Source organism: Pseudomonas quasicaspiana (assembly GCF_021147825.1).
Taxonomy (GTDB): domain Bacteria; phylum Pseudomonadota; class Gammaproteobacteria; order Pseudomonadales; family Pseudomonadaceae; genus Aquipseudomonas; species Aquipseudomonas quasicaspiana.
The window spans coordinates 1-20889 of sequence record NZ_JAGTPI010000060.1; the positions used below are offsets into that span (position 1 = coordinate 1).

The following is a 20889-nucleotide window of genomic DNA, read 5'->3' on the forward strand; positions in this document are numbered from 1 at the left end:
GGGATGCCGGTTTAGCCGCCTCAGGCCATGGATGGCCGGTGGCGGCGGCCCCACGCAGCAATGTCGGATTACGGGCATGCCGAGCGACAGCGAGGCACCAAGTGGTGGGGCAAGAGCGTTTTGCTTACTTTTGCGCTGTTCAAAAGTGAGGCGCTGTAAAAGCGCAACCTATAGCAGCCTTCACCCCACCAACGGATATACACACAAAACTAAAAGCCCCAGCACCCTATATAAGGAAGCAACAATCCCCCACCTGCGACGGTCTGCTAGAATCGCCGTTTTCCGTATTAGCCGCGCCCCCTGTGCGCCGAGAGAGTTCGTATGACCGTCACCATCAAAACCCCCGAAGACATCGAAAAAATGCGCATTGCCGGTCGTCTGGCTGCCGATGTCCTGGAAATGATCGGTGCTTACGTCAAGCCTGGCGTCACCACTGAAGAGCTGGACCGCATCTGCCACGATTACATCGTCAACGAGCAGAAAGCTATACCGGCTCCGCTGAATTACAAAGGCTTCCCCAAGTCGATCTGCACCTCGATCAACCACGTTGTGTGCCATGGCATCCCGAATGAAAAGCCATTGAAAAATGGCGACGTTCTGAACATCGACGTCACCGTTATCAAAGACGGCTACCACGGCGATACCAGCAAGATGTTTCACGTAGGCAAAGTCCCTGAGTGGGCCGAGCGCCTGTCGAAAATCACTCAGGAATGCCTGTATAAAGGCATCGAAGTTGTCCGCCCTGGCGCAACATTGGGTGATATCGGCGAAGTCATCCAGAAACACGCTGAAAAGAGCGGCTTCTCCGTAGTTCGCGAATATTGCGGCCACGGCATTGGCAAGGTGTTCCATGAAGAGCCGCAAGTCGTGCATTACGGCAAGGCTGGCGAAGGCATGGCACTGGTAGAAGGCATGACCTTCACCATCGAGCCAATGATCAATCAGGGCCGTGCCGAAACCCGCCTGCTGGGTGACGGCTGGACTGCGATCACCAAGGACCGCAAGCTGTCAGCACAGTGGGAGCACACCATTCTGGTGACCGCTGAGGGCTATGAAATTTTTACCCTGCGCAGCGACGACACCATCGCCCGCACATCAGCCTGATCACAACGCTCGCTTGATCTAGATAAAAGGAAAGCAGTTCCATGCCGCAGGTGGATCCCGATTTGTTCGACCGTGGTCAGTTCCAGGCCGAACTGGCGTTGAAGGCGAGTCCGATTGCCGCGTTCAAGAAAGCCATCCGCAACGCGCGGGAGGTGCTCGATGCGCGCTTCAAGGCTGGCCGTGATATTCGACGCCTGATCGAAGATCGCGCCTGGTTTGTGGACAACATCCTGCAACAGGCATGGGACCATTTCGACTGGAGCGAAGAAGCCGATATCGCTCTACTGGCCGTCGGCGGTTATGGCCGTGGTGAATTGCATCCTTATTCGGACATCGATCTGCTGATCTTGCTGGACAGTGCTGACCACGAAGTTTTCCGCGAGCCCATTGAGCGCTTTCTTACGTTGCTTTGGGACATCGGCCTTGAAGTAGGCCAAAGCGTGCGCTCGGTGGATGAATGCGCAACTGAGGGTCGTGCCGACCTGACGGTGATCACTAACCTGATGGAAAGCCGCACTATCGCCGGACCTGAACGCCTGCGCCAGCGCATGCTGGAAGTCACCAGCCCGAAACAGATGTGGCCCAGCAAAGAGTTTTTCCTGGCCAAGCGTGCCGAGCAGAAAACCCGGCATCACAAGTACAACGACACCGAATACAACCTTGAGCCTAACGTTAAAGGCTCGCCCGGTGGCCTGCGCGATATCCAGACCATTCTATGGGTCGCCCGCCGCCAGTACGGCACGTTGAATCTCCACGCACTGGCGGGCGAAGGCTTTTTGCTGGAGAGCGAAAACAACCTGCTCGCCTCCTCCCAGGACTTCCTCTGGAAAGTGCGTTACGCGCTGCACATGCTGGCTGGCCGCTCTGAAGATCGCCTGCTGTTCGACCATCAGAGCAGCATCGCCAATCTGCTGGGTTATCAGGACAATGACGCCAAGCTGGCCATCGAACGCTTCATGCAGAAGTACTACCGGGTGGTGATGAGCATCGCGCAACTCAGTGATCTGATCATCCAGCATTTCGAAGAGGTCATCCTGACCGACGACGAAGGCGCGATCACTCAACCGCTCAACTCACGCTTTCAGGTACACGACGGTTATATCGAGGCGACCCACGCCAACGTCTTCAAACGTACGCCGTTTGCCATGATCGAGATTTTTGTGCTGATGGCCCAGCACCCGGAAATCAAAGGTGTGCGCGCCGACACCATTCGGCTGCTGCGCGAACACCGGCACTTGATCAACGACGATTTCCGTAACGATATTCGCAACACCAGCCTGTTCATCGAACTATTCAAGTGTGAGCTGGGCATTCATCGAAACCTGCGCCGAATGAACCGTTACGGGATTCTCGGGCTTTATTTGCCGGAGTTTGGCCATATCGTCGGGCAGATGCAGCATGACCTGTTCCACATCTATACGGTTGATGCGCACACGCTGAATCTGATCAAACACCTGCGCAAGCTTCAATACACGCAGGTGTCGGAGAAATTCCCGCTGGCCAGCAAGGTCATGGGCAGGTTGCCGAAGCCGGAGTTGATCTACCTCGCCGGTCTTTATCACGATATCGGCAAGGGCCGCGGTGGCGACCACTCGGAACTCGGTGCCGTTGATGCTGAGGCCTTTGGCATTCGTCATCAGTTGCCGACATGGGATACGCGCCTCATCGTCTGGCTGGTCAGCCACCACTTGGTGATGTCCACGACGGCCCAGCGCAAGGACTTGTCCGATCCGCAGGTGATCCACGATTTCGCCCAGTTCGTGGGGGATGAAATCCACCTGGACTATCTCTACGTGCTGACCGTTGCCGACATTAATGCCACGAACCCGACGCTGTGGAACTCATGGCGGGCAAGCCTGTTGCGCCAGCTGTACACCGAAACCAAGCGCGCCCTCAAGCGCGGCCTGGAAAACCCGGTGGACCGCGAAGAACAGATACGCCGCACACAAACTGCGGCGCTGGACATCCTGGTTCGCAACGGCACCGATCCGGACGATGTCGAGCAGCTCTGGTCACAACTGGGCGACGATTACTTCCTGCGCCACACCGCTGGCGATGTGGCCTGGCACAGCGATGCGATATTGCAGCAGCCTTCAGATGGCGGCTCACTGGTACTGATCAAGGAAACCACCCAGCGCGAGTTTGAAGGCGGTACCCAAATATTCATTTATGCCCCGGACCAGCATGACTTCTTCGCAGTGACCGTGGCGGCGATGGACCAGTTGAACCTGAACATTCATGACGCCCGAGTCATCACCTCAAGTAGCAAGTTCACCCTCGACACCTACATCGTGCTGGACAACGACGGCGGCTCGATCGGCAATAACCCTGAACGCATCAAGCAGATTCGCGAAGGCCTGACCGAAGCATTGCGTAACCCTGACGACTACCCGACGATCATCAAACGTCGCGTACCGCGCCAGCTCAAGCATTTCGCCTTTGCGCCTCAGGTAACGATCCACAACGATGCCCAGCGTCCGGTGACCATTCTGGAGCTGTCAGCACCGGATCGCCCCGGCCTGCTGGCGCGGATCGGCAAGATATTTCTGGAGTTCGACCTGTCGCTGCAAAACGCCAAGATCGCCACGCTGGGCGAGCGAGTGGAAGACGTGTTCTTCATCACCGATGCCAACAACCAGCCGTTGTCCGATCCGCAGCTATGCAGTCAGCTGCAGGACGCCATCGTCGAGCAACTGAACGTCAATCACGAGCCCGGCGAATTGCGCATCAGCATCTGAGTCAACCTGACGCTGTTCAATGAATCGACTTATGGCGCTCAGCCACTTGAGCGCCCTGCTTCTGGAAGCCAGCCCCATGAATAACGCGATGCAACTGCTCCAGCCCTACCCTTTCGAAAAGCTTCGTGCCCTGCTCGGCAGCGTGACGCCAAACCCCGACAAGCGCCCGGTTGCGCTGTCCATCGGCGAACCCAAGCATCGCTCGCCGGACTTCGTCGCCAAAGCCATGACCGACAACCTAGACCAGATGGCCGTCTATCCAACAACACTGGGCATACCGGCGTTGCGCGAAGCCATTACCGGCTGGTGCGAGCGGCGCTTTGGCGTGCCGAGTGGCTGGCTGGACCCGGCGCGTAACGTGTTGCCAGTCAATGGCACCCGCGAAGCACTGTTTGCCTTCACCCAGACCGTGGTCAACCGTGGCGACGACGCGCTGGTTATCAGCCCGAACCCGTTCTATCAGATCTACGAAGGCGCAGCGTTTCTGGCAGGTGCAAAGCCGCACTACTTGCCGTGCCTGGCTGAGAACGGCTTCAACCCTGACTTTGACGCAGTGTCGGCCGATACCTGGAAGCGCTGTCAGATTCTGTTCCTGTGCTCTCCGGGCAACCCGACCGGCGCGCTGATCCCGGTAGAAACCCTGAAGAAGCTGATCGCACTGGCAGACGAACACGACTTCGTGATCGCCGCCGACGAGTGCTACAGCGAGCTGTACTTCGACGAACAAACCCCGCCTGCCGGCCTGCTCAGCGCCTGCGTGGAACTGGGTCGCCAGGATTTTAAACGTTGCGTGGTTTTCCACAGCCTGTCCAAGCGTTCCAACCTGCCGGGCCTGCGTTCCGGTTTCGTGGCAGGCGACGCAGATATCCTCAAAGCGTTCCTGCTCTATCGCACCTACCACGGCTGCGCGATGCCGGTACAAACCCAGTTGGCCAGCATTGCGGCCTGGAATGATGAAGAACACGTGCGCGCCAACCGTGATCTATATCGCGAGAAATTTGATGCCGTGCTGGAGATTCTTGCACCAGTGATGGATGTGCAGCGTCCCGACGGTGGCTTCTACCTGTGGCCAAGCGTTGGCGGCGACGACGCAGAATTCTGCCGCGATCTGTTCGTTGATCAACATGTGACCGTGGTGCCGGGCTCCTATCTGTCCCGCGAAGTGGACGGTTTCAACCCGGGTGCTGGACGCGTGCGCCTGGCACTGGTTGCGCCGCTGGCCGAATGCATTGAAGCGGCAGAACGAATTCGCGACTTTATCAACAAGTGATGCGTATTCCCCACGGCATGCAATGTGCCGTGGGGTGTTGATCAATGCTAGAGAGCACAGCCCCTTCTCCTTGTAGGAGTGAGCTTGCTCGCGATAGCTATTTACCAATCGAAGTACTTCGTCTGATTAAACGCCATCGCGAGCAAGCTCACTCCTACAGCTCCACTGTTTTCTGGACGACAGTGTGATGCCAGCAACAAGTGGGCTCCTGTCAAAATTTTCTCCAAGAGCTGCCGAAGGCTGCGATAACAATCTTCCTGGCATACCGCCATCGCAGCCTTCGGCAGCTCCTACAAAAATCCTGCACCGGCGCTGCCTGAGATATTGAACAATTCCCTATTCAGGTATTTGTTTCAAAGCCGATACAACCTGAAACTCACGTCATGGATGAACATATGAGCCTTGTATCGACGCTCTCCAACAGTGGCACTGCCGCCTATAACGGTGTCAATGCAGCGACTAGCCCAACCAGGATCGCTACCGCATCAACGACTGCCCTCCAAGAGGAAGCACCGAGCGTCGATAAGGCGACCTTTTCCAGCGCAGCGCTCGAACTCAGTCAGAAAACCTCCTCCGCCTCTAAACTGTATCCAACTCGTCCCGGCATGAGTGCCAATGCTTTGTTGATGGCAGTTGCTAACCCTGGTCTTGAATCAAGCTCCAAGGGCCTGTCTTTCGCTGATGTCGCCACTGACGCCCGTGCTCGCATGGACGACAAGTACGCACAGATGAAAGCCAGCGGCACCCCCTATAACCGTCACGACAAGGAAGCGGCTGACACCAACTCGTTGCTGGGCGATCTTGACCGCAGGTCTCTGTACGCGGTGAGCAAGAATGAAGGCGGCCTGTTTACCAAAGCGGAGCAGGAGGAAGCATCGGATGCGATGAACCGTCAGTTTGGCCTGGCGATGGGCCTGTACAGTGGCTTGACGTCGCTGGAAAACGACTTTGTCGATCCATACAAAGGTGACGATCTCACGCGCTTCAAGGTGGGCCTGAAGTTCTTGAACCAGGTCAGCAGCGAAGAAAAAAGCTCTGCAACCTGGATGCGCATGCACCAGGGGCTGGAGGAGAGCATCGCGAGTCTGGAAAACCCGGAGAAGCCCAAAGTTCAGAAAACCCTGTTCGACATCATTGCCGAAATGAACTCGGAAAAAGTCGAAGAAGACGAGGAAGACCCATTCACCGGCAAAAAAACCAGCTCGACGGGCGGGACAGCTCAGCCGGTTGTCGCTTTAAATGTACCTGACGCCACAAGTGCACCGAGCACGGCAGCCACCTCTGAGAAGACGGCTAGCCAGGGTTAATCTACTTTGCCACGCGCGGTTTGGCCTCATTGAGACCCGACTGCGCCATTCCGTCGTGGCACCCATCGAAGTGCCATATTGGCGGCTTAAACTATCGCGTCACCTTCAGCCAACGGCAGGACACAGGCAAAAAAGTCGTGCCTGGGGACATAAACACGTCGGCAGGACACGCCCAGCCCGCGTGTCCATGGCATAATCCGTGACCGTTTTTCAACCGTCTCAAAGGGGGCAAGCTCGTGGCTGATGAAATCAACAAGTTGCACCTGTATGGGATCAAAGCGTGCGACACGATGAAAAAGGCCCGCACGTGGCTCGATGAAAAGCCGGTGAGCTACGATTTTCACGACTACAAAACCCAAGGTATTGACCGCGAACATCTGACCCGGTGGTGCAACGAGCACGGCTGGCAGACAGTGTTGAACCGCGCAGGCACCACCTTTCGCAAGCTGGACGAGGCGCAGAAAGCCGACCTCGATCAGGATAAAGCGATTGAACTGATGCTCGCTCAACCGTCGATGATCAAGCGCCCGGTGCTCGATCTCGGCGACAGAACCCTGATTGGCTTTAAACCAGACCTGTATGCAGCGGCTATCGCCTGACTGAGATAGCCCTTTAAATTAGTAAGAGGTATTTGCATGTCCACTTCCCTGTTCAGCCTGGCCTTCGGTGTCGGCACTCAAAACCGTCAAGGCGCATGGCTGGAAGTTTTCTACGCCCAGCCGCTGATCAACCCGTCCGCTGAATTGATCGCAGCTGTAACGCCAGTACTGGGTTATACCGGTGGCAACCAGGCCATTACCTTCAACACCGATCAGGCGTCGAAGCTGGCTGAGGCTCTCAAGTCCGTTGACGCCGGTCAGGCTGCATTGCTGACCCGTCTGGCCGAGAGCCACAAGCCATTGGTCGCGACCCTGCTCGCTGAAGATGCTGCGCTGACGTCCACCCCTGAGGCTTACCTCAAGCTGCATCTGCTGTCCCATCGTCTGGTCAAGCCACATGGCCTGAGTCTGGCCGGGATTTTCCCGTTGCTGCCAAACGTCGCCTGGACCAGCCAGGGTGCCATCGACCTGAACGAACTGGCCCCGCGCCAGCTGGAAGCACGCCTCAAGGGCGAGCTGCTGGAAGTGTTCTCCGTCGACAAATTCCCGAAAATGACCGATTACGTCGTACCGACCGGCGTGCGTATCGCTGACAGCGCGCGTATTCGTCTGGGCGCTTACATCGGCGAAGGCACTACCGTGATGCACGAAGGTTTCGTCAACTTCAACGCAGGCACCGAAGGCCCGGGCATGATCGAAGGTCGTGTTTCGGCTGGCGTCTTCGTCGGCAAAGGCTCTGACCTGGGCGGCGGTTGCTCCACCATGGGTACCTTGTCCGGTGGCGGCAACATCGTCATTAAAGTAGGCGAAGGCTGCCTGATCGGTGCCAACGCAGGTATCGGCATTCCATTGGGCGACCGCAACACCGTGGAGTCGGGTCTGTACGTGACCGCTGGCACCAAGGTTGCGCTGCTGGATGATCAGAACAAGCTGGTCAAAATCGTTAAAGCCCGTGACCTGGCTGGTCAACCTGACCTGCTGTTCCGTCGCAACTCCGAAACCGGCGCTGTGGAATGCAAAACCCACAAGTCGGCCATCGAGCTGAACGAAGCGCTGCACGCTCACAACTGATCGATGCTGCATCAGGTCCGATCTCATGATCGGGCCTGACTCACCGAGTCAAAGCAAATGCCCCTCTTTTCCCCTTGGCGCGCTGACTTTCCAGCCATCGACGCCCTGCAACGGCAAGGCCAGACCTATCTGGACAACGCCGCGACCACCCAGAAACCTCAAGCCCTGCTCGACGCCCTTAATCATTACTACGCCAATGGCGCAGCCAATGTGCATCGCGCCCAGCATCTGCCGGGTGCGCATGCGACTCAGGCGTTCGAGGATAGCCGCAGCAAAGTTGCCCATTGGCTCAATGCCAGTGAGACAGGTCAGATTATTTTTACCCATGGTGCTACTTCTGCCTTGAACATGCTGGCCTACGGCCTGGAGCATGAGTTCGTCGCGGGCGATGAAATCGCCATCAGCGCACTGGAACATCACGCCAACCTGTTGCCCTGGCAGCAACTGGCTCAACGCCGCGATCTGAAGCTGGTCATTCTGCCGCTCAATGAGCAAGGGCTGATCGACCTGAGCGCCGCTGCGCAACTGATCGGTGACCGCACCCGCCTGCTTGCTGTGAGCCAACTGTCCAACGTGCTGGGCGCCTGGCAGCCACTGCCGGAATTACTCGCACAGGCCAAGGCCCACGGCGCACTGACTGTTGTCGATGGCGCTCAAGGTGTCGTCCATGGTCGACATGACGTGCAAGCGCTGGGCTGCGACTTCTACGTGTTTTCCAGCCACAAGCTATACGGCCCGGAAGGCGTCGGCATTCTGTATGGCCGCAATGACGTGCTGCCGCGCCTGCAACACTGGCAGTTCGGCGGCGAGATGGTCCTGACCACTGATTACGACCATGCGAAATTCCGCCCGGCACCGCTGGGTTTCGAAGCCGGGACGCCACCGATTGCCGGTGTGATCGGCCTTGGCGCAACGCTGGATTATTTGCAGAGCCTTGATCACCGCGCAGTGCTGGAGCATGAAGCAGCGCTGCACGCGATGCTGCTTGAAGGCTTGCGTCAGCGGGATGGTGTGCGGGTGCTGGGCGAGCCGCAACTGGCGTTGGTCAGCTTTACAGTGGAAGGCGTGCACAACGCCGACCTCGCGCATCTGCTGACAGAACAGGGCATCGCCGTGCGTGCGGGTCATCACTGCGCTATGCCGCTGCTGAAAAGCCTTGGCCTGTCGGGGGCAATTCGGGTTTCCCTGGCGCTCTACAACGACTCAAGCGACTTGCAACACTTCTTCAACGCGCTGGATCAGGCGCTGGGGTTATTACGATGAACCTGCCCGTCGACGCACAAACCGCACTGGACACCTTTGCTCAACCTCAAGGCTGGGAGCAACGTGCGCGATTGCTTATGCAATGGGGCGAGCGATTGCCTGCACTGAACGACGAAGAAAAGTCAGACGAAAACCTGGTCCACGGTTGTGAAAGCAAGGTCTGGCTGCTGGGTGATATGACGGACAGTCATTGGCAGTTTCGCGCGGCCAGCGATGCGCGGATGATTCGTGGTCTGGTGGCGCTATTGCTGGCTCGGGTCAACGGCTTGTCGGCAACAGAGCTCCAGCACGTGGATTTGCCTGACTGGTTCAACCAGCTCGGCCTGAGCCGTCAACTCTCCCCTTCACGCAGCAACGGCCTGAATGCCGTGCTGCAAAGGATGCGTCAGCTGACGGAAGCGGCGGGCTGAGACGGCGGTACCGACACCGGCTTGGCACGCTCCGATGGACGACGTACACCAGCAACAATTTTGTCTACTGCCTTGGTGGCAGCGACCATGCCGAAGGTCGCTGTCACCATCATCACCGCGCCAAAACCACCGGCGCAATCCAGCTTGACCCCATCCCCGACAAAACTCTTCTGCAGGCAAATGCTGCCATCCGGCTTCGGATAGCGCAGTTGTTCAGTGGAGAACACGCACGGCACGCTGTAATGACGATTCATGGTCCGCGAGAAGCCATAATCGCGGCGCAGGGTCGAGCGTACTTTTGAAGCCAGTGGATCGTTGAAGGTACGGTTCAAATCGCAGACCTGAATCAGCGTCGGATCAATCTGCCCACCCGCACCGCCGGTGGTGATGATCTGGATCTTGCGACGCTTGCACCAGGCAATCAGCGCTGCCTTGGCGTTGACCGCGTCGATGCAGTCCAGCACGCAATCCAGATCCGGTGTGATGTACTCGGCCATGGTGTCGCGAGTGACGAAATCAGCCACCGCGTGTACAACGCAATCCGGATTGATCGCCCTCAGACGCTCAGCCATCACTTCAACTTTGGGGCGACCCACGGTGCTGTCCAGCGCATGCAACTGACGATTGCTGTTGCTGACGCAGACGTCATCCAGATCAAACAGGGAAATCTCACCCACCCCAGAACGCGCCATGGCTTCAGCCGCCCAGGAACCGACACCGCCGATACCGACCACAGCAACATGGGCGGCACGCAGCCGCTCCAGACCTTCGATGCCGTACAAACGGGCGATACCTGCAAAACGCGGATCTTCTGAACTCATGACCAATACCCCAAAAACCGGCGCGCATTATAGGGCTTTGGCTGGGTTAGGGCATCCTGAAGGTGGGGTGATTGGTCAGAAAATGTACTGAGGTGGGGCTGACGCGGTTATTCACGCATACCGCCTCGCGAACAAGTTCGCTCCTACCAGGGCGACGCGGAGGCCCAGACTGTTCGGTTTTAAAGGTAGGAGCCAACTTGTTGGCGAGAGGGGCTGACGCGGTTATTCACGCATGCCGCCTCGCGAACAAGTTCGCTCCTACCAGGGCGACGCGGAGGCCCAGACTGGTCGCCTTTAAAGGTAGGAGGCAACTTGTTGGCGAGAGGGGCTGACGCGGTTATTCACGCATGCCGCCTCGCGAACAAGTTCGCTCCTGCCACGGCGACGCGGAGGCCCAGACTGTTCGGTTTTAAAGGTAGGAACCAACTTGTTGGCGAAAGGGGCTTACGCGATTTGAAGCACGCTCACGATACCGGCCCGATGCCACCCCTTTCACTGGAGAAAATAAGCGCCCTTATCCATAAACGGCGGCTCCCCCTTCCCGTTTTGCTTTAAGATAAGCGCCTTTTTCGCGCCCTTATATGATCCGTGCGTCACCGGACCATCCGCGCTATCAACCGGAGTTTTGTACATGACGGCCCCAGCCGACCTTTCGCCTACGCTGCAACTTGCCTGCGACCTGATAAGTCGTCCTTCGGTCACGCCCATTGATGCCGATTGTCAGGCCGTGATGATGGCGCGCCTCGGGAACGCAGGCTTCAAGCTGGAGCCGATGCGAATCGAGGACGTGGATAATTTCTGGGCCAGCCATGGCAACAACGAAGGGCCGGTATTGTGCTTTGCCGGTCATACCGACGTGGTCCCGACCGGCCCGGTTCAAGCCTGGCAAAACGATCCATTCGATGCGCTGATCGATGCAGACGGCATGCTGTGCGGACGTGGCGCAGCCGACATGAAAGGCAGTCTGGCCGCAATGGTCGTGGCCGCCGAGCGTTTCGTCGCTGATCACCCTGACCACAAAGGCAAAGTCACTTTCCTGATCACCAGCGACGAAGAGGGTCCGGCGCATCATGGCACCAAGGCCGTGGTTGAGCGGTTGCGCGAGCGCAACGAGCGGCTGGACTGGTGCATCGTGGGCGAGCCTTCGAGCACCACGCTGGTGGGCGATGTGGTCAAGAACGGCCGTCGCGGCTCACTTGGCGCGACGCTGACCGTTCGCGGTAAACAGGGCCATGTGGCGTATCCGCATCTGGCGCGCAACCCGATTCATCTGGCGGCTCCGGCTTTGGCTGAGCTCGCCGCCGAACATTGGGACGAAGGCAATGATTTCTTCCCGCCGACCAGCTTCCAGATCTCCAATCTGAACTCCGGCACTGGCGCGACCAACGTGATTCCGGGTGATCTGGTAGCGGTGTTCAACTTCCGCTTCTCTACCGAGTCCACCGTCGAAGGTCTGCAGCAGCGGGTGTCGACCATCCTCGACAAGCATGGTCTGGACTGGCATGTGGACTGGGCGCTGTCCGGTCTGCCGTTCCTCACCGAGCCAGGTGATTTGCTCGATGCGGTCTCGGCCAGCATCAAGGCCGTCACTGGCCGCGAGACCAAAGCGTCCACCAGCGGCGGCACCTCTGACGGCCGTTTCATCGCCACCTTGGGTACGCAGGTTGTAGAGCTGGGTCCGGTCAACGCGACGATTCACCAGGTCAACGAGCGCATTCTGGCCAGCGATCTCGATGTATTGACCGAGATCTACTACCAGACTCTGGTCAAGTTGCTCGCTTGATGCTGACCTGCCCGATCTGCTCTGCCCCGCTGACTGCGGTGGACAATGGTGTGGCCTGCCCGGCCAACCACCGTTTCGACCGCGCGCGTCAGGGGTATCTGAACCTGTTGCCGGTGCAGCACAAGAACAGCCGCGACCCTGGTGACAATCAGGCCATGGTCGAGGCGCGCCGGGATTTCCTCAATGCCGGGCATTACGCGCCGGTAGCCAAGCGCCTGGCAGAACTGGCCGCTGAACGTGCCCCCGCGCACTGGCTGGACATCGGTTGTGGTGAGGGTTACTACACCGCGCAAATAGCCGAAGCCCTGCCGGACGCCGATGGCTATGCACTGGACATCTCCCGAGAAGCGGTCAAACGCGCCTGTCGTCGCAATCCGAAATTGACCTGGTTGATTGCCAGCATGGCTCGCGTGCCACTGCCGGACGCCAGCTGCCAGTTTCTGGCTAGCGTGTTCAGCCCGCTGGACTGGAACGAAGCCAAGCGCCTGCTGACGCCGGGCGGCGGTTTGATGCGGGTCGGCCCGACCAGCGAGCATTTGATGGAACTGCGCGAGCGACTCTATGACGAAGTGCGGGACTATGCCGATGACAAACATCTGGCTCTGGTGCCGGAAGGCATGTCGCTGGCTCATAGCGAAACCCTGCGTTTCAAGCTGAGCCTGGTTGACGGTCAGGCCCGCGCCAATCTGCTGGCCATGACGCCCCACGGCTGGCGAGCCAGCGCGGAACGTCGTGCAGATGTGATTGAGCAGGCCGAACCTTTCGAGGTCACCGTTTCCATGCGCTACGATTATTTCGTATTGCAATAACAACCAACGAAGATGCTCGGTACCGGGCATCCGACTGAATCCGCGAATGGATTTTTTCACTTTCTCACGAGGCATCCATGCGCCAACCCGATATCGAGATTTACCTGAAGGACACTGACGTTGATCACAAGGCCATCGCCGGGTGGCTCAGTGTTGCGGTCGGCCCTTGCACCGACTGGGTACAGAAAGGCCAGACCTGGAAATGCAAGGCAGGAAACGTACCGGTGACCTGGCTGCCAAAAGCAGTAGGCAAGTGGAACAGCCTGCATCTGGACAGTGACAACACGCCATGGGAAGACGACATCGCCTGCGCCCGCGCTGCATTCGCTACCCTGAACGTAGAAGTACGATGCGCACCCGGCACCTGGGTCGAAGAGGAAAGCGACGAAACCGCCGACCGCTGGATACGTATCAGCGCCGATGGCGAGGAAGAGATTACCTGGAAGACGGCGTAACGCTCGAACATCTCCCCTGTGGGAAACCTCCGGTGTCCATGGCACCACGCTGTATCGCGCAAACAGAGGATCTGTAGGAGTGCACGAGCAACGCGAGGCCGCGATAGCGGTGTATCAGACAGGGCGCAATCGCTGCCTCGCGTTGCTCGTGAGCTCCTTCAGAAAAGCATTCCAAATCAGATAGTTGTAGTTTGATAGGAGCGCACCTGTTGGTGAGGCATTGGTACAGCCAACTGATGAATGTCGCCGGATAGCCCCTTCGCCAACAAGTTGGCTCCTACAGATACTATGTTTGCCGCGAGACGGCTCGGTGCCACGGACACGGAGGCCGCGCCTTTAAAACAAGGATCCGCTCTAGCATCTGCACAACCGGATCCTTGGTCTGGGCCAAACTTCAGTTGATTGGAATTCGCTGCATATCTCTGACCACGTCTCGCTCGGGAGCTACGTGCCCACCGTTAGGAAGGGAAAGCCCGTGCAGGCCCGGAAGACCGAACCCTTCCCTACCAAGCACTAACGCTTCACCTTTCCACTCTTGAAACAACTCGTAAGCGGGAACCCGCACATGCCCACGAGACGGATCGGCTAAAAAAGCCCGACCTTGCTTGATACCCTTGAGCACCACAAAGTGATTGGACTTCTCGCGACGTAACAGGATGATCACGGGTCCTTTCAATGCCAACGCAGCGCCCATTGAAAGGACTACACCCTCAGCCACGTATCCCAATCGCTCGGCAGACTGCTTAAGGTCAAGCATCGAAAAACCAACTTTTTGCTTTTCCTTGAGCTCATCCTCAGACAATCGAAAAACAATGTCCGCCAGGACCTCTCGCTCTTGCCATTTATCGTAGAAATAGTTTTTTAAAAGAAATGCCAACGCCGCCGCTCCGCATGAATAATCGAGGGTTTGCCGAGCAAGCCCATCCATCTGTAGATAACTCATGGATCGCAATCGAGGACCTTCGCTGGCACATAGCGCACAGGACGCAAGCTGAGCCACAAAAAATACCACCCACCACTTTGCGCCTTGCATCAGTTGAATTGCCGTTTGACGTTCAGCGCAAGCAAGGGTTGCCCAGCGTCCTGGTTAATCCCAAACGTGATCTGAGGTGAGATAACCCAACGATCGAAAGCTCTGTATGAAGCATTGAAGGAAAGCTCAACTGGGTCGACATCCGAACCCAAAATCTTTTCGCGATTCACCATCATATTCTCCCGATGGGCATAGGACAGCCTGCTCCCCAGTGACAGCTTTTCGTTCAAGCCAAAACCGATGCCAAAATAACTACCGAGTAAAGCACCAGGCTTCACGCGGTAACCATCGATCGTTTCTGAAAAGTAATACCGATAGCTAATACCTCCAAACAAAATAGCCGGATCCACATTACGTGCGAAGGCCAGACCGGGCGCGACACTCCAGTGACCGCTGCCGTTATCCAAAGGATCCTTCCAGTCGTGAAACTGATCCCTGTACCTTTTCTTACCGGTTGGGGCCGAACCATCTACGGTTAAAGAAAACGCGGGTAAATTCGCTGTTTCAGCAGTCAATTGATACTGAAGACCGAATCCAAGATCTGATACATCCCACGCCTCGGCATCACGGACATACTCGTTCGAAGACACGTCCTCAACATGGGTATAGGTGACCGGTACACTGACGTACCCCTCAATGCCCGCCATCAAGCCGGCGCGAAGGCTACTTCTTACTTCAAACATCCGGGCCGAACGCGTTGATTTCTGAAAACGATCGACGCTGTACAAAGAGTGCTTATCCCGAAATTGCTTATAGGACATACCCACGTCCAACTCATACTGCCCTGGTGCCAAGAGAACGGTTGAGCCTGTCAAAAAGTCCAAGGGAGTCTCATCGATCTTCTGTTGACCGTACTGTTGTGGTTTCATCGATTTGTTAAGTGTCTGACTGCCGTTGCCGCCATCAAACTTCTTAACCAAGCCCACCACATTGGAAAACTCTATATCAACACGCCCTAGATTTTCGGACATCAGGATGCCCTGCCTGGCTTCGTTCTCCTCTAATAGCCCGGTTGCCCTGTCTCCATTCACAAACACCACCTCGTATTCAGCCTCAGTCATCAGTGAGGTTATGTCCTCTGACTGGAATTTTAAGGGCGGACCGTACGAGGACTTGAACACGACAATACCCTGCCCAAACGAAATCATTTCGCCAGATAACAGATCACCATTTTTTAAACGAATCGTATCCGCCTGAACGCCATGTAACGAAGCTAACATCACGATTAAAAATATAAACCACTGCTTAAACATCAAACCACCTGCAGACAACCAGAATAAAAACCTCAGACTGTTAAGTCTGAGGTCGGTAGTGGATCACCAACGAAACGTTGACATCGGCCTGTTCCATCTCGACTCTCGGAAACCTAGCTCTCGAGGAAGCCGAGTGTTTTTATCCAGCACCTGATAGTGGTACTCCACCATTTCAAACTGAGCTTTATTCCACAACTGGGCATTGCCCGAGGTGTCAGCCATCCATTTATCACCTGCAACATTGGTTGGCTCGGCAAAGCCAGCCCATTTATAGGTAAATCCATAGCGATTATCGTGGTGATCACCAAGATAATTGTAAGACCTGTAATCGCCCTTGTTTCCAAATTTCTTCCAAGACACGTAGTGATAACGCATACCGGTTGTCACACTAGGCATGGATAAGTCAGCTATCAGCCTAGTCCCTTTAAGCTTCGCTAATTTTTCATCCCCTAATCGTTCCAAGCCAAAATATTGCTCCTCCAGCGAATCCAAAATTGGATTACCTGCGAAACCAAGACCCGGAAAGACCGCTAACCCCAGCAACAACGGAACATATCTAATAGACTTCATTCTACACTCCATAAATCAACCTCTAAAACAACAAATTGCGTTCGACATCTTCAATATCTCCTCTTCGCGCTCAGCAGCACTCTTGGAGAGCCATTGCTTTTCAAAATCTGAGCATTCTCGCGCGACTGGAAGACCGTCTAGCTCTGCAAAATGCAATTCCAGCAACGAAAAATATTTAGCCATTTCCTCTTCTGAAGTCATCATCTCAACATCATAAATATGCGACGACTGATCACCTACATGCTTCAAAGCAACGACACCTGCGCCACTTACAACGTCTTTATTAGCTGCGTTCATAGTGGGGTTATTCTCCGCACCCCTCAATGACTCTTTTAACAGTGGCGACATCGTCTCTACCAACATCACATTAAAAGAGTCAATAGCCTCAGCTTTTTCCATGCTCATCAAAGACGGCGAAGCCATTACAGCCCCACGCACCACACTATTGCCCTGCAAAGCCAAACCAACAGACATAAAATGCCCTCCAAACTTTTATTGGTTATTTATAACAGCGATTATCAGACAGACAGCAAGCACTGCACCGAGAAAGAAATTATGCTCAACAAAACAACATGTCAACCAACCAAACACACACAAAAACCGCTTCCTACAACACTTCTAACCGCCACTCTCTTAATATATAAAGACCCATCTTATACTTCTGTAGGAACAATCCCTGAAAATGACTTACCAACAACACAACCCCATGTTTTAAAAAGGTTTTTTATTCCTAACCAAGCGCCGCACAATAAAAATTTATTTTAGGTTTATTTTTTGATGCGCAGGCCCTTCCGCTTTTGCCCAACCCCCCCAGATACGGCACACTAGCGTCCTCGCGGGCACCGCCCCCTTTTCGCAGATGCCGTATGACCCGATCACCGTTCCGCCGCCTTGTATTCGGCACCTTGCGCCGTCTGCTCTATCTCTGGGTTCGTTCCGAGACCATTAATCAGTCGTCGTTCACGCTCAACCTGGATCGCAGTCGCCCGGTGTTTTACGCCTTGCAGTCGCCGTCCATGAGCGACCTGGCGGTGATCGACACCGAATGCCGCAAGGCCGGCTTGCCGCGTCCTATCCTTCCGGTGTCGGTGGGCGAGCTGGTTGAACCGGCTGCGTACTTCTACCTGACGCCTTCGCCAGACTGGCTGGGCCGTCAGGACAAACGCGGCGCGCCGCCGACGCTTGAGCGACTGGTCAGCGCAGTCAGTCAGAACGCGACCGAGGACGCGCAAATCATCCCGGTCAGTGTGTTCTGGGGACAGTCACCGGATCGTGAATCCAGCGCCTGGAAGCTTTTGTTTGCTGACAGCTGGGCCGTTACCGGTCGTCTGCGGCGTTTCGTCAGCATCCTGATTCTGGGCCGCAAGACGCGGGTGCAATTCTCTGCGCCGATCCACATGCGCGATCTGGTCAACGAAAACAAAGGTCATGAGCTCACCCTGCGTATGGCCCAGCGTCTGCTGCGTACGCACTTCCGCAATCTGAAGACCGCCGTTATCGGCCCCGACGTGTCGCACCGGCGCAATCTGGTCAACGGCCTGCTCGACGAACCCTTGGTCAAACAGGCCATTCTCGAAGAAGCCGAAAGGGAAAAGATTCCTGAAGCCAAAGCCCGGGAACAGGCGCTGCGTTATGCCAACGAGATCGCTTCGGACTACACCTATTCAGCAATCCGCTTTCTGGAAGTGATCCTGAGCTGGTTCTGGAACAAGATTTACGACGGCATCAAAGTCAGCCATATCGAAGGCGTGAAAGACGTTGCTCAGGGTCACGAAGTCATTTACGTACCGTGCCATCGCAGCCACATCGATTATCTGCTGCTGTCCTATCTGCTGTTCCGCAACGGCCTGACCCCTCCGCATATCGCGGCGGGCATCAACCTGAACATGCCGGTGATTGGCGGTCTGTTGCGTCGTGGCGGCGCATTTTTCATGCGCCGCACGTTCAAGGGCAATCCGCTGTATACCTCGGTTTTCAACGAGTATCTGCACACGCTGTTCACCAAGGGTTTCCCGGTGGAGTACTTCGTCGAGGGCGGACGCTCGCGGACCGGGCGCATGCTGCAACCCAAGACCGGCATGCTGGCAATTACCCTGCGCAGCTTTCTGCGTAACTCGCGGATGCCGATTGTGTTTGTGCCGGTGTACATCGGTTACGAGCGCGTACTGGAAGGTCGCACTTACCTGGGCGAACTGCGCGGCGCGACGAAGAAGAAAGAGTCGATCTTCGACATCTTCAAGGTCATCGGAGCGCTCAAGCAGCGTTTCGGTCAGGTCTCGGTGAACTTCGGTGAGCCGATCAAACTGGCTGAGTTTCTCGACGATGAACAACCGGACTGGCGGGAGCAACAGTTGGGCCCGCAGTTCAAACCGGACTGGCTGAACGAAACCACCCATCGCCTGGGTGAACGCGTGGCTCAGCACTTGAACGAAGCCGCGGCGATCAATCCGGTCAATCTTGTAGCACTGGCCCTGCTGTCCACACAGAAACTGGCGCTGGACGATCAGGCCATGGAGCGGGTACTGGATCTGTACCTGACGCTGTTGCGCAACGTGCCTTACTCGCCCCACACCACCCTGCCGGAAGGCGACGGGCGAGCCTTGATTGAACATGTGAAAGGCATGAACCTGCTGTCGGAACAGAAGGATGCCTTGGGCAAAATTCTTTATCTGGACGAACAGAACGCAGTGTTGATGACCTATTACCGCAACAACATCCTGCACATCTTCGCCCTGCCCTCGCTGCTGGCGAGTTTCTTCCAGAGCTCGTCGCGCATGAGCCGCGAGCAGATCCTGCGCTACACCCGTGCGCTGTATCCGTATCTGCAGTCGGAGTTGTTCATTCGCTGGCCGGTGAACGAGCTGGACGAAGTGGTGGATCAATGGCTGCAAGCCTTCGTCGAACAAGGCCTGCTGCGCTTTGAAAACAACGTCTACATGAGGCCAGCGCCAAGCTCTCGAGAGTTTGTGCTGCTGACCCTGTTGTCACGAGCCATTGCTCAGACCCTGCAGCGCTTCTACATGGCCATCGCCTTGCTGCTTAACAGCGGGCAGAAGACCCTCAGCGCCGAAGAACTGGAAGACCTGTGTACGGTGATGGCCCAGCGGTTATCGATTCTCCACGGCCTGAACGCGCCGGAGTTTTTCGACAAGAGCCTGTTCCGTCATTTCATTCAGACGCTGCTGGACCTGGGCGTGCTGCGCAAGGATCCGGCCGGTAAGCTCAGCTATCACCCGCTGCTGGGCGAACTGGCGGAGGGGGCAGCGAAGCGCGTGTTGCCTGCGGAAATCCGGCTGTCGATTCGTCAGGTGGCGCTGCATCAGACAGAGGAGCCTGGCGAACCCGAGCCCGCTGAGGAAAGTCGCTGACCGTTGGAATTGCGTGCAGCCAGCCAGACTGAGTTCCTGATAGGCTCTGTGCATTACCGCGTCGAGGTTCAGCTCGGCGCGGTATCCGAATCAAGTCAAAAAAAGGATGCCCTCATGTTCCGTCTCCCCTTTACGTTTGCCAGCCTGTGCGCGGGCCTGATGCTGTCGAGCAGTGTATTTGCCTTGTCACTGAACGATCTGTCGCAATCGGACGCCACCGGCGGCCTGAAAGATGCCTTGACCCAGGGTGCACAGATCGCCGTCAAGCAACTGGGTAAACCCGGTGGTTTCAGCAACAATGAAGAAGTGCGCATCGAGCTGCCGGGCAAACTGGGCAAAGTCGCGAAAAAAATGAAGCAGTTCGGCATGGGCGACCAGGTTGACCAACTGGAAACCAGCATGAACCAGGCTGCTGAAGCTGCCGTTCCGCAGGCCCAGGCGTTGCTGGTAGATGCTGTGAAAAAGATGAGTGTGGCGGATGCCAAAGGCATTCTCAGCGGTGGCAAGGATTCAGCCACTCAGTACCTGAACAGCAGCAGCCGCGAGCAGATCCGCGCCAAATTCCTGCCTATCGTCAAGCAGGCCACCGACAAGGTCGGCCTGGCGCAGAAGTACAACGCTTTCGCGGGTCAGGCGGCGACATTGGGTGTGCTTGATGCCAAGAGCTCGAACATCGAAAGTTATGTGACCGAGCAGGCGTTGAACGGTTTGTTCGAGATGATCGCCAAGCAGGAAGAAAGCATTCGCGCCAATCCGGCAGCGGCGGCGACGAGCCTGGCGAAGAAGGTGTTTGGGGCATTGTAAGCAGCCACCACCGGGTACTGCGGTTGAAATGCCATCCCTGTGGGACCGAATTCATTCTGGAAAGCTATATTTCAGGCGATACATAAGCTGCGAATGTAACGCCCCCTTCGCGAATGAATTCGCTCCCACCAAGATTTGAGCCGTCATGCACACACAGGATGTGGAAGACTCTGTGGTTGCCAGCAAACTGATGTGCGATGCAAATCCTGTGGGACCGAATTCACTCGGGAA

19 protein-coding genes are annotated in these 20889 nt (G+C 56.5%); 14 read left to right on the top strand and 5 right to left on the bottom strand.

Annotated elements, in window-relative coordinates; translation table 11 throughout:
* Positions 1-321 precede the first annotated feature (321 nt).
* From map to KDX30_RS24455, 8 genes are all read left to right on the top strand, one after another.
* Positions 322-1104 carry a type I methionyl aminopeptidase gene (gene map, locus KDX30_RS24420; protein ID WP_099267693.1) on the top strand — a complete coding sequence of 261 codons (783 nt, stop codon included), beginning with the start codon at positions 322-324 and terminating at the stop codon, positions 1102-1104.
* 41 nt (positions 1105-1145) lie between these two features.
* Positions 1146-3842, top strand: coding sequence for a [protein-PII] uridylyltransferase (locus KDX30_RS24425; protein WP_231677718.1), 2697 nt, complete (start codon positions 1146-1148; stop codon positions 3840-3842).
* Positions 3843-3918: 76 nt separating this feature from the next.
* Positions 3919-5112 (top strand): succinyldiaminopimelate transaminase, encoded by a 1194-nt coding sequence (gene dapC, locus KDX30_RS24430; RefSeq protein ID WP_099267712.1) that lies wholly within the window; start codon positions 3919-3921, stop codon positions 5110-5112.
* A 395-nt stretch (positions 5113-5507) separates the two neighbouring features.
* Positions 5508-6419 (top strand): hypothetical protein, encoded by a 912-nt coding sequence (locus KDX30_RS24435; RefSeq protein ID WP_231677719.1) that lies wholly within the window; start codon positions 5508-5510, stop codon positions 6417-6419.
* A gap of 257 nt (positions 6420-6676) precedes the next feature.
* A complete protein-coding gene (locus tag KDX30_RS24440; RefSeq protein ID WP_027900581.1) occupies positions 6677-7018 on the top strand; it encodes an ArsC family reductase in 342 nt (113 codons plus the stop codon).
* A 36-nt stretch (positions 7019-7054) separates the two neighbouring features.
* Complete coding sequence (gene dapD, locus KDX30_RS24445; RefSeq protein ID WP_122397370.1) at positions 7055-8089, top strand: 2,3,4,5-tetrahydropyridine-2,6-dicarboxylate N-succinyltransferase; 1035 nt, start codon at positions 7055-7057, stop codon at positions 8087-8089.
* A gap of 57 nt (positions 8090-8146) precedes the next feature.
* On the top strand, positions 8147-9352 hold the full coding sequence (locus KDX30_RS24450) for an aminotransferase class V-fold PLP-dependent enzyme (RefSeq protein ID WP_231677720.1): 1206 nt from the start codon (positions 8147-8149) through the stop codon (positions 9350-9352).
* Positions 9349-9762 (top strand): SufE family protein, encoded by a 414-nt coding sequence (locus tag KDX30_RS24455; protein WP_231677721.1) that lies wholly within the window; start codon positions 9349-9351, stop codon positions 9760-9762. Before KDX30_RS24450 ends, KDX30_RS24455 begins: the two co-directional genes overlap by 4 nt.
* Here the strand turns inward: KDX30_RS24455 and tcdA are convergent.
* Entirely contained in the window at positions 9738-10583 is an 846-nt protein-coding gene (gene tcdA / locus KDX30_RS24460; RefSeq protein ID WP_027900577.1) for a tRNA cyclic N6-threonylcarbamoyladenosine(37) synthase TcdA, read from the bottom strand. The two genes, KDX30_RS24455 and tcdA, sit on opposite strands and share 25 nt — an antisense overlap.
* Positions 10584-11214: 631 nt before the next feature.
* Between tcdA and dapE the strand changes: the two genes are divergently transcribed.
* The 3 genes from dapE to KDX30_RS24475 all read left to right on the top strand — a co-directional run bounded on the left by dapE (position 11215) and on the right by KDX30_RS24475 (position 13630).
* Entirely contained in the window at positions 11215-12366 is a 1152-nt protein-coding gene (dapE, locus tag KDX30_RS24465; RefSeq protein ID WP_231677722.1) for a succinyl-diaminopimelate desuccinylase, read from the top strand.
* Positions 12366-13175 (top strand): putative RNA methyltransferase, encoded by an 810-nt coding sequence (locus tag KDX30_RS24470; RefSeq protein WP_231677723.1) that lies wholly within the window; start codon positions 12366-12368, stop codon positions 13173-13175. The genes dapE and KDX30_RS24470 overlap by 1 nt, the downstream gene beginning before the upstream one ends.
* A gap of 77 nt (positions 13176-13252) precedes the next feature.
* Entirely contained in the window at positions 13253-13630 is a 378-nt protein-coding gene (locus tag KDX30_RS24475) for a hypothetical protein (protein WP_231677724.1), read from the top strand.
* A 394-nt stretch (positions 13631-14024) separates the two neighbouring features.
* Here KDX30_RS24475 and KDX30_RS24480 read toward each other — a convergent pair whose 3' ends face one another.
* From KDX30_RS24480 to KDX30_RS24495, 4 genes are all read right to left on the bottom strand, one after another.
* A complete protein-coding gene (locus KDX30_RS24480; protein WP_231677725.1) occupies positions 14025-14573 on the bottom strand; it encodes a C39 family peptidase in 549 nt (182 codons plus the stop codon).
* An 89-nt stretch (positions 14574-14662) separates the two neighbouring features.
* The gene (locus tag KDX30_RS24485; protein WP_231677726.1) at positions 14663-15916 is read right to left on the bottom strand and encodes a transporter; all 1254 of its coding nucleotides are present in this window, start codon (positions 15914-15916) and stop codon (positions 14663-14665) included.
* 63 nt (positions 15917-15979) lie between these two features.
* Positions 15980-16486, bottom strand: a complete 507-nt coding sequence (locus KDX30_RS24490) for a hypothetical protein (RefSeq protein WP_049826975.1) — start codon at positions 16484-16486, stop codon at positions 15980-15982.
* Between the two features lie 15 nt (positions 16487-16501).
* Positions 16502-16960 carry a hypothetical protein gene (locus tag KDX30_RS24495; RefSeq protein WP_122397376.1) on the bottom strand — a complete coding sequence of 153 codons (459 nt, stop codon included), beginning with the start codon at positions 16958-16960 and terminating at the stop codon, positions 16502-16504.
* A 3-nt stretch (positions 16961-16963) separates the two neighbouring features.
* On the opposite strand from KDX30_RS24495, the gene KDX30_RS24500 reads away from it, so the two are divergent.
* From KDX30_RS24500 to KDX30_RS24510, 3 genes are all read left to right on the top strand, one after another.
* Positions 16964-17251 (top strand): hypothetical protein, encoded by a 288-nt coding sequence (locus KDX30_RS24500; RefSeq protein ID WP_147471388.1) that lies wholly within the window; start codon positions 16964-16966, stop codon positions 17249-17251.
* 101 nt (positions 17252-17352) lie between these two features.
* A complete protein-coding gene (plsB, locus tag KDX30_RS24505) occupies positions 17353-19854 on the top strand; it encodes a glycerol-3-phosphate 1-O-acyltransferase PlsB (RefSeq protein ID WP_231677727.1) in 2502 nt (833 codons plus the stop codon).
* 114 nt (positions 19855-19968) lie between these two features.
* Positions 19969-20658, top strand: a complete 690-nt coding sequence (locus tag KDX30_RS24510) for a DUF4197 domain-containing protein (protein WP_122397378.1) — start codon at positions 19969-19971, stop codon at positions 20656-20658.
* The last annotated feature ends 231 nt before the right edge of the window (positions 20659-20889 follow it).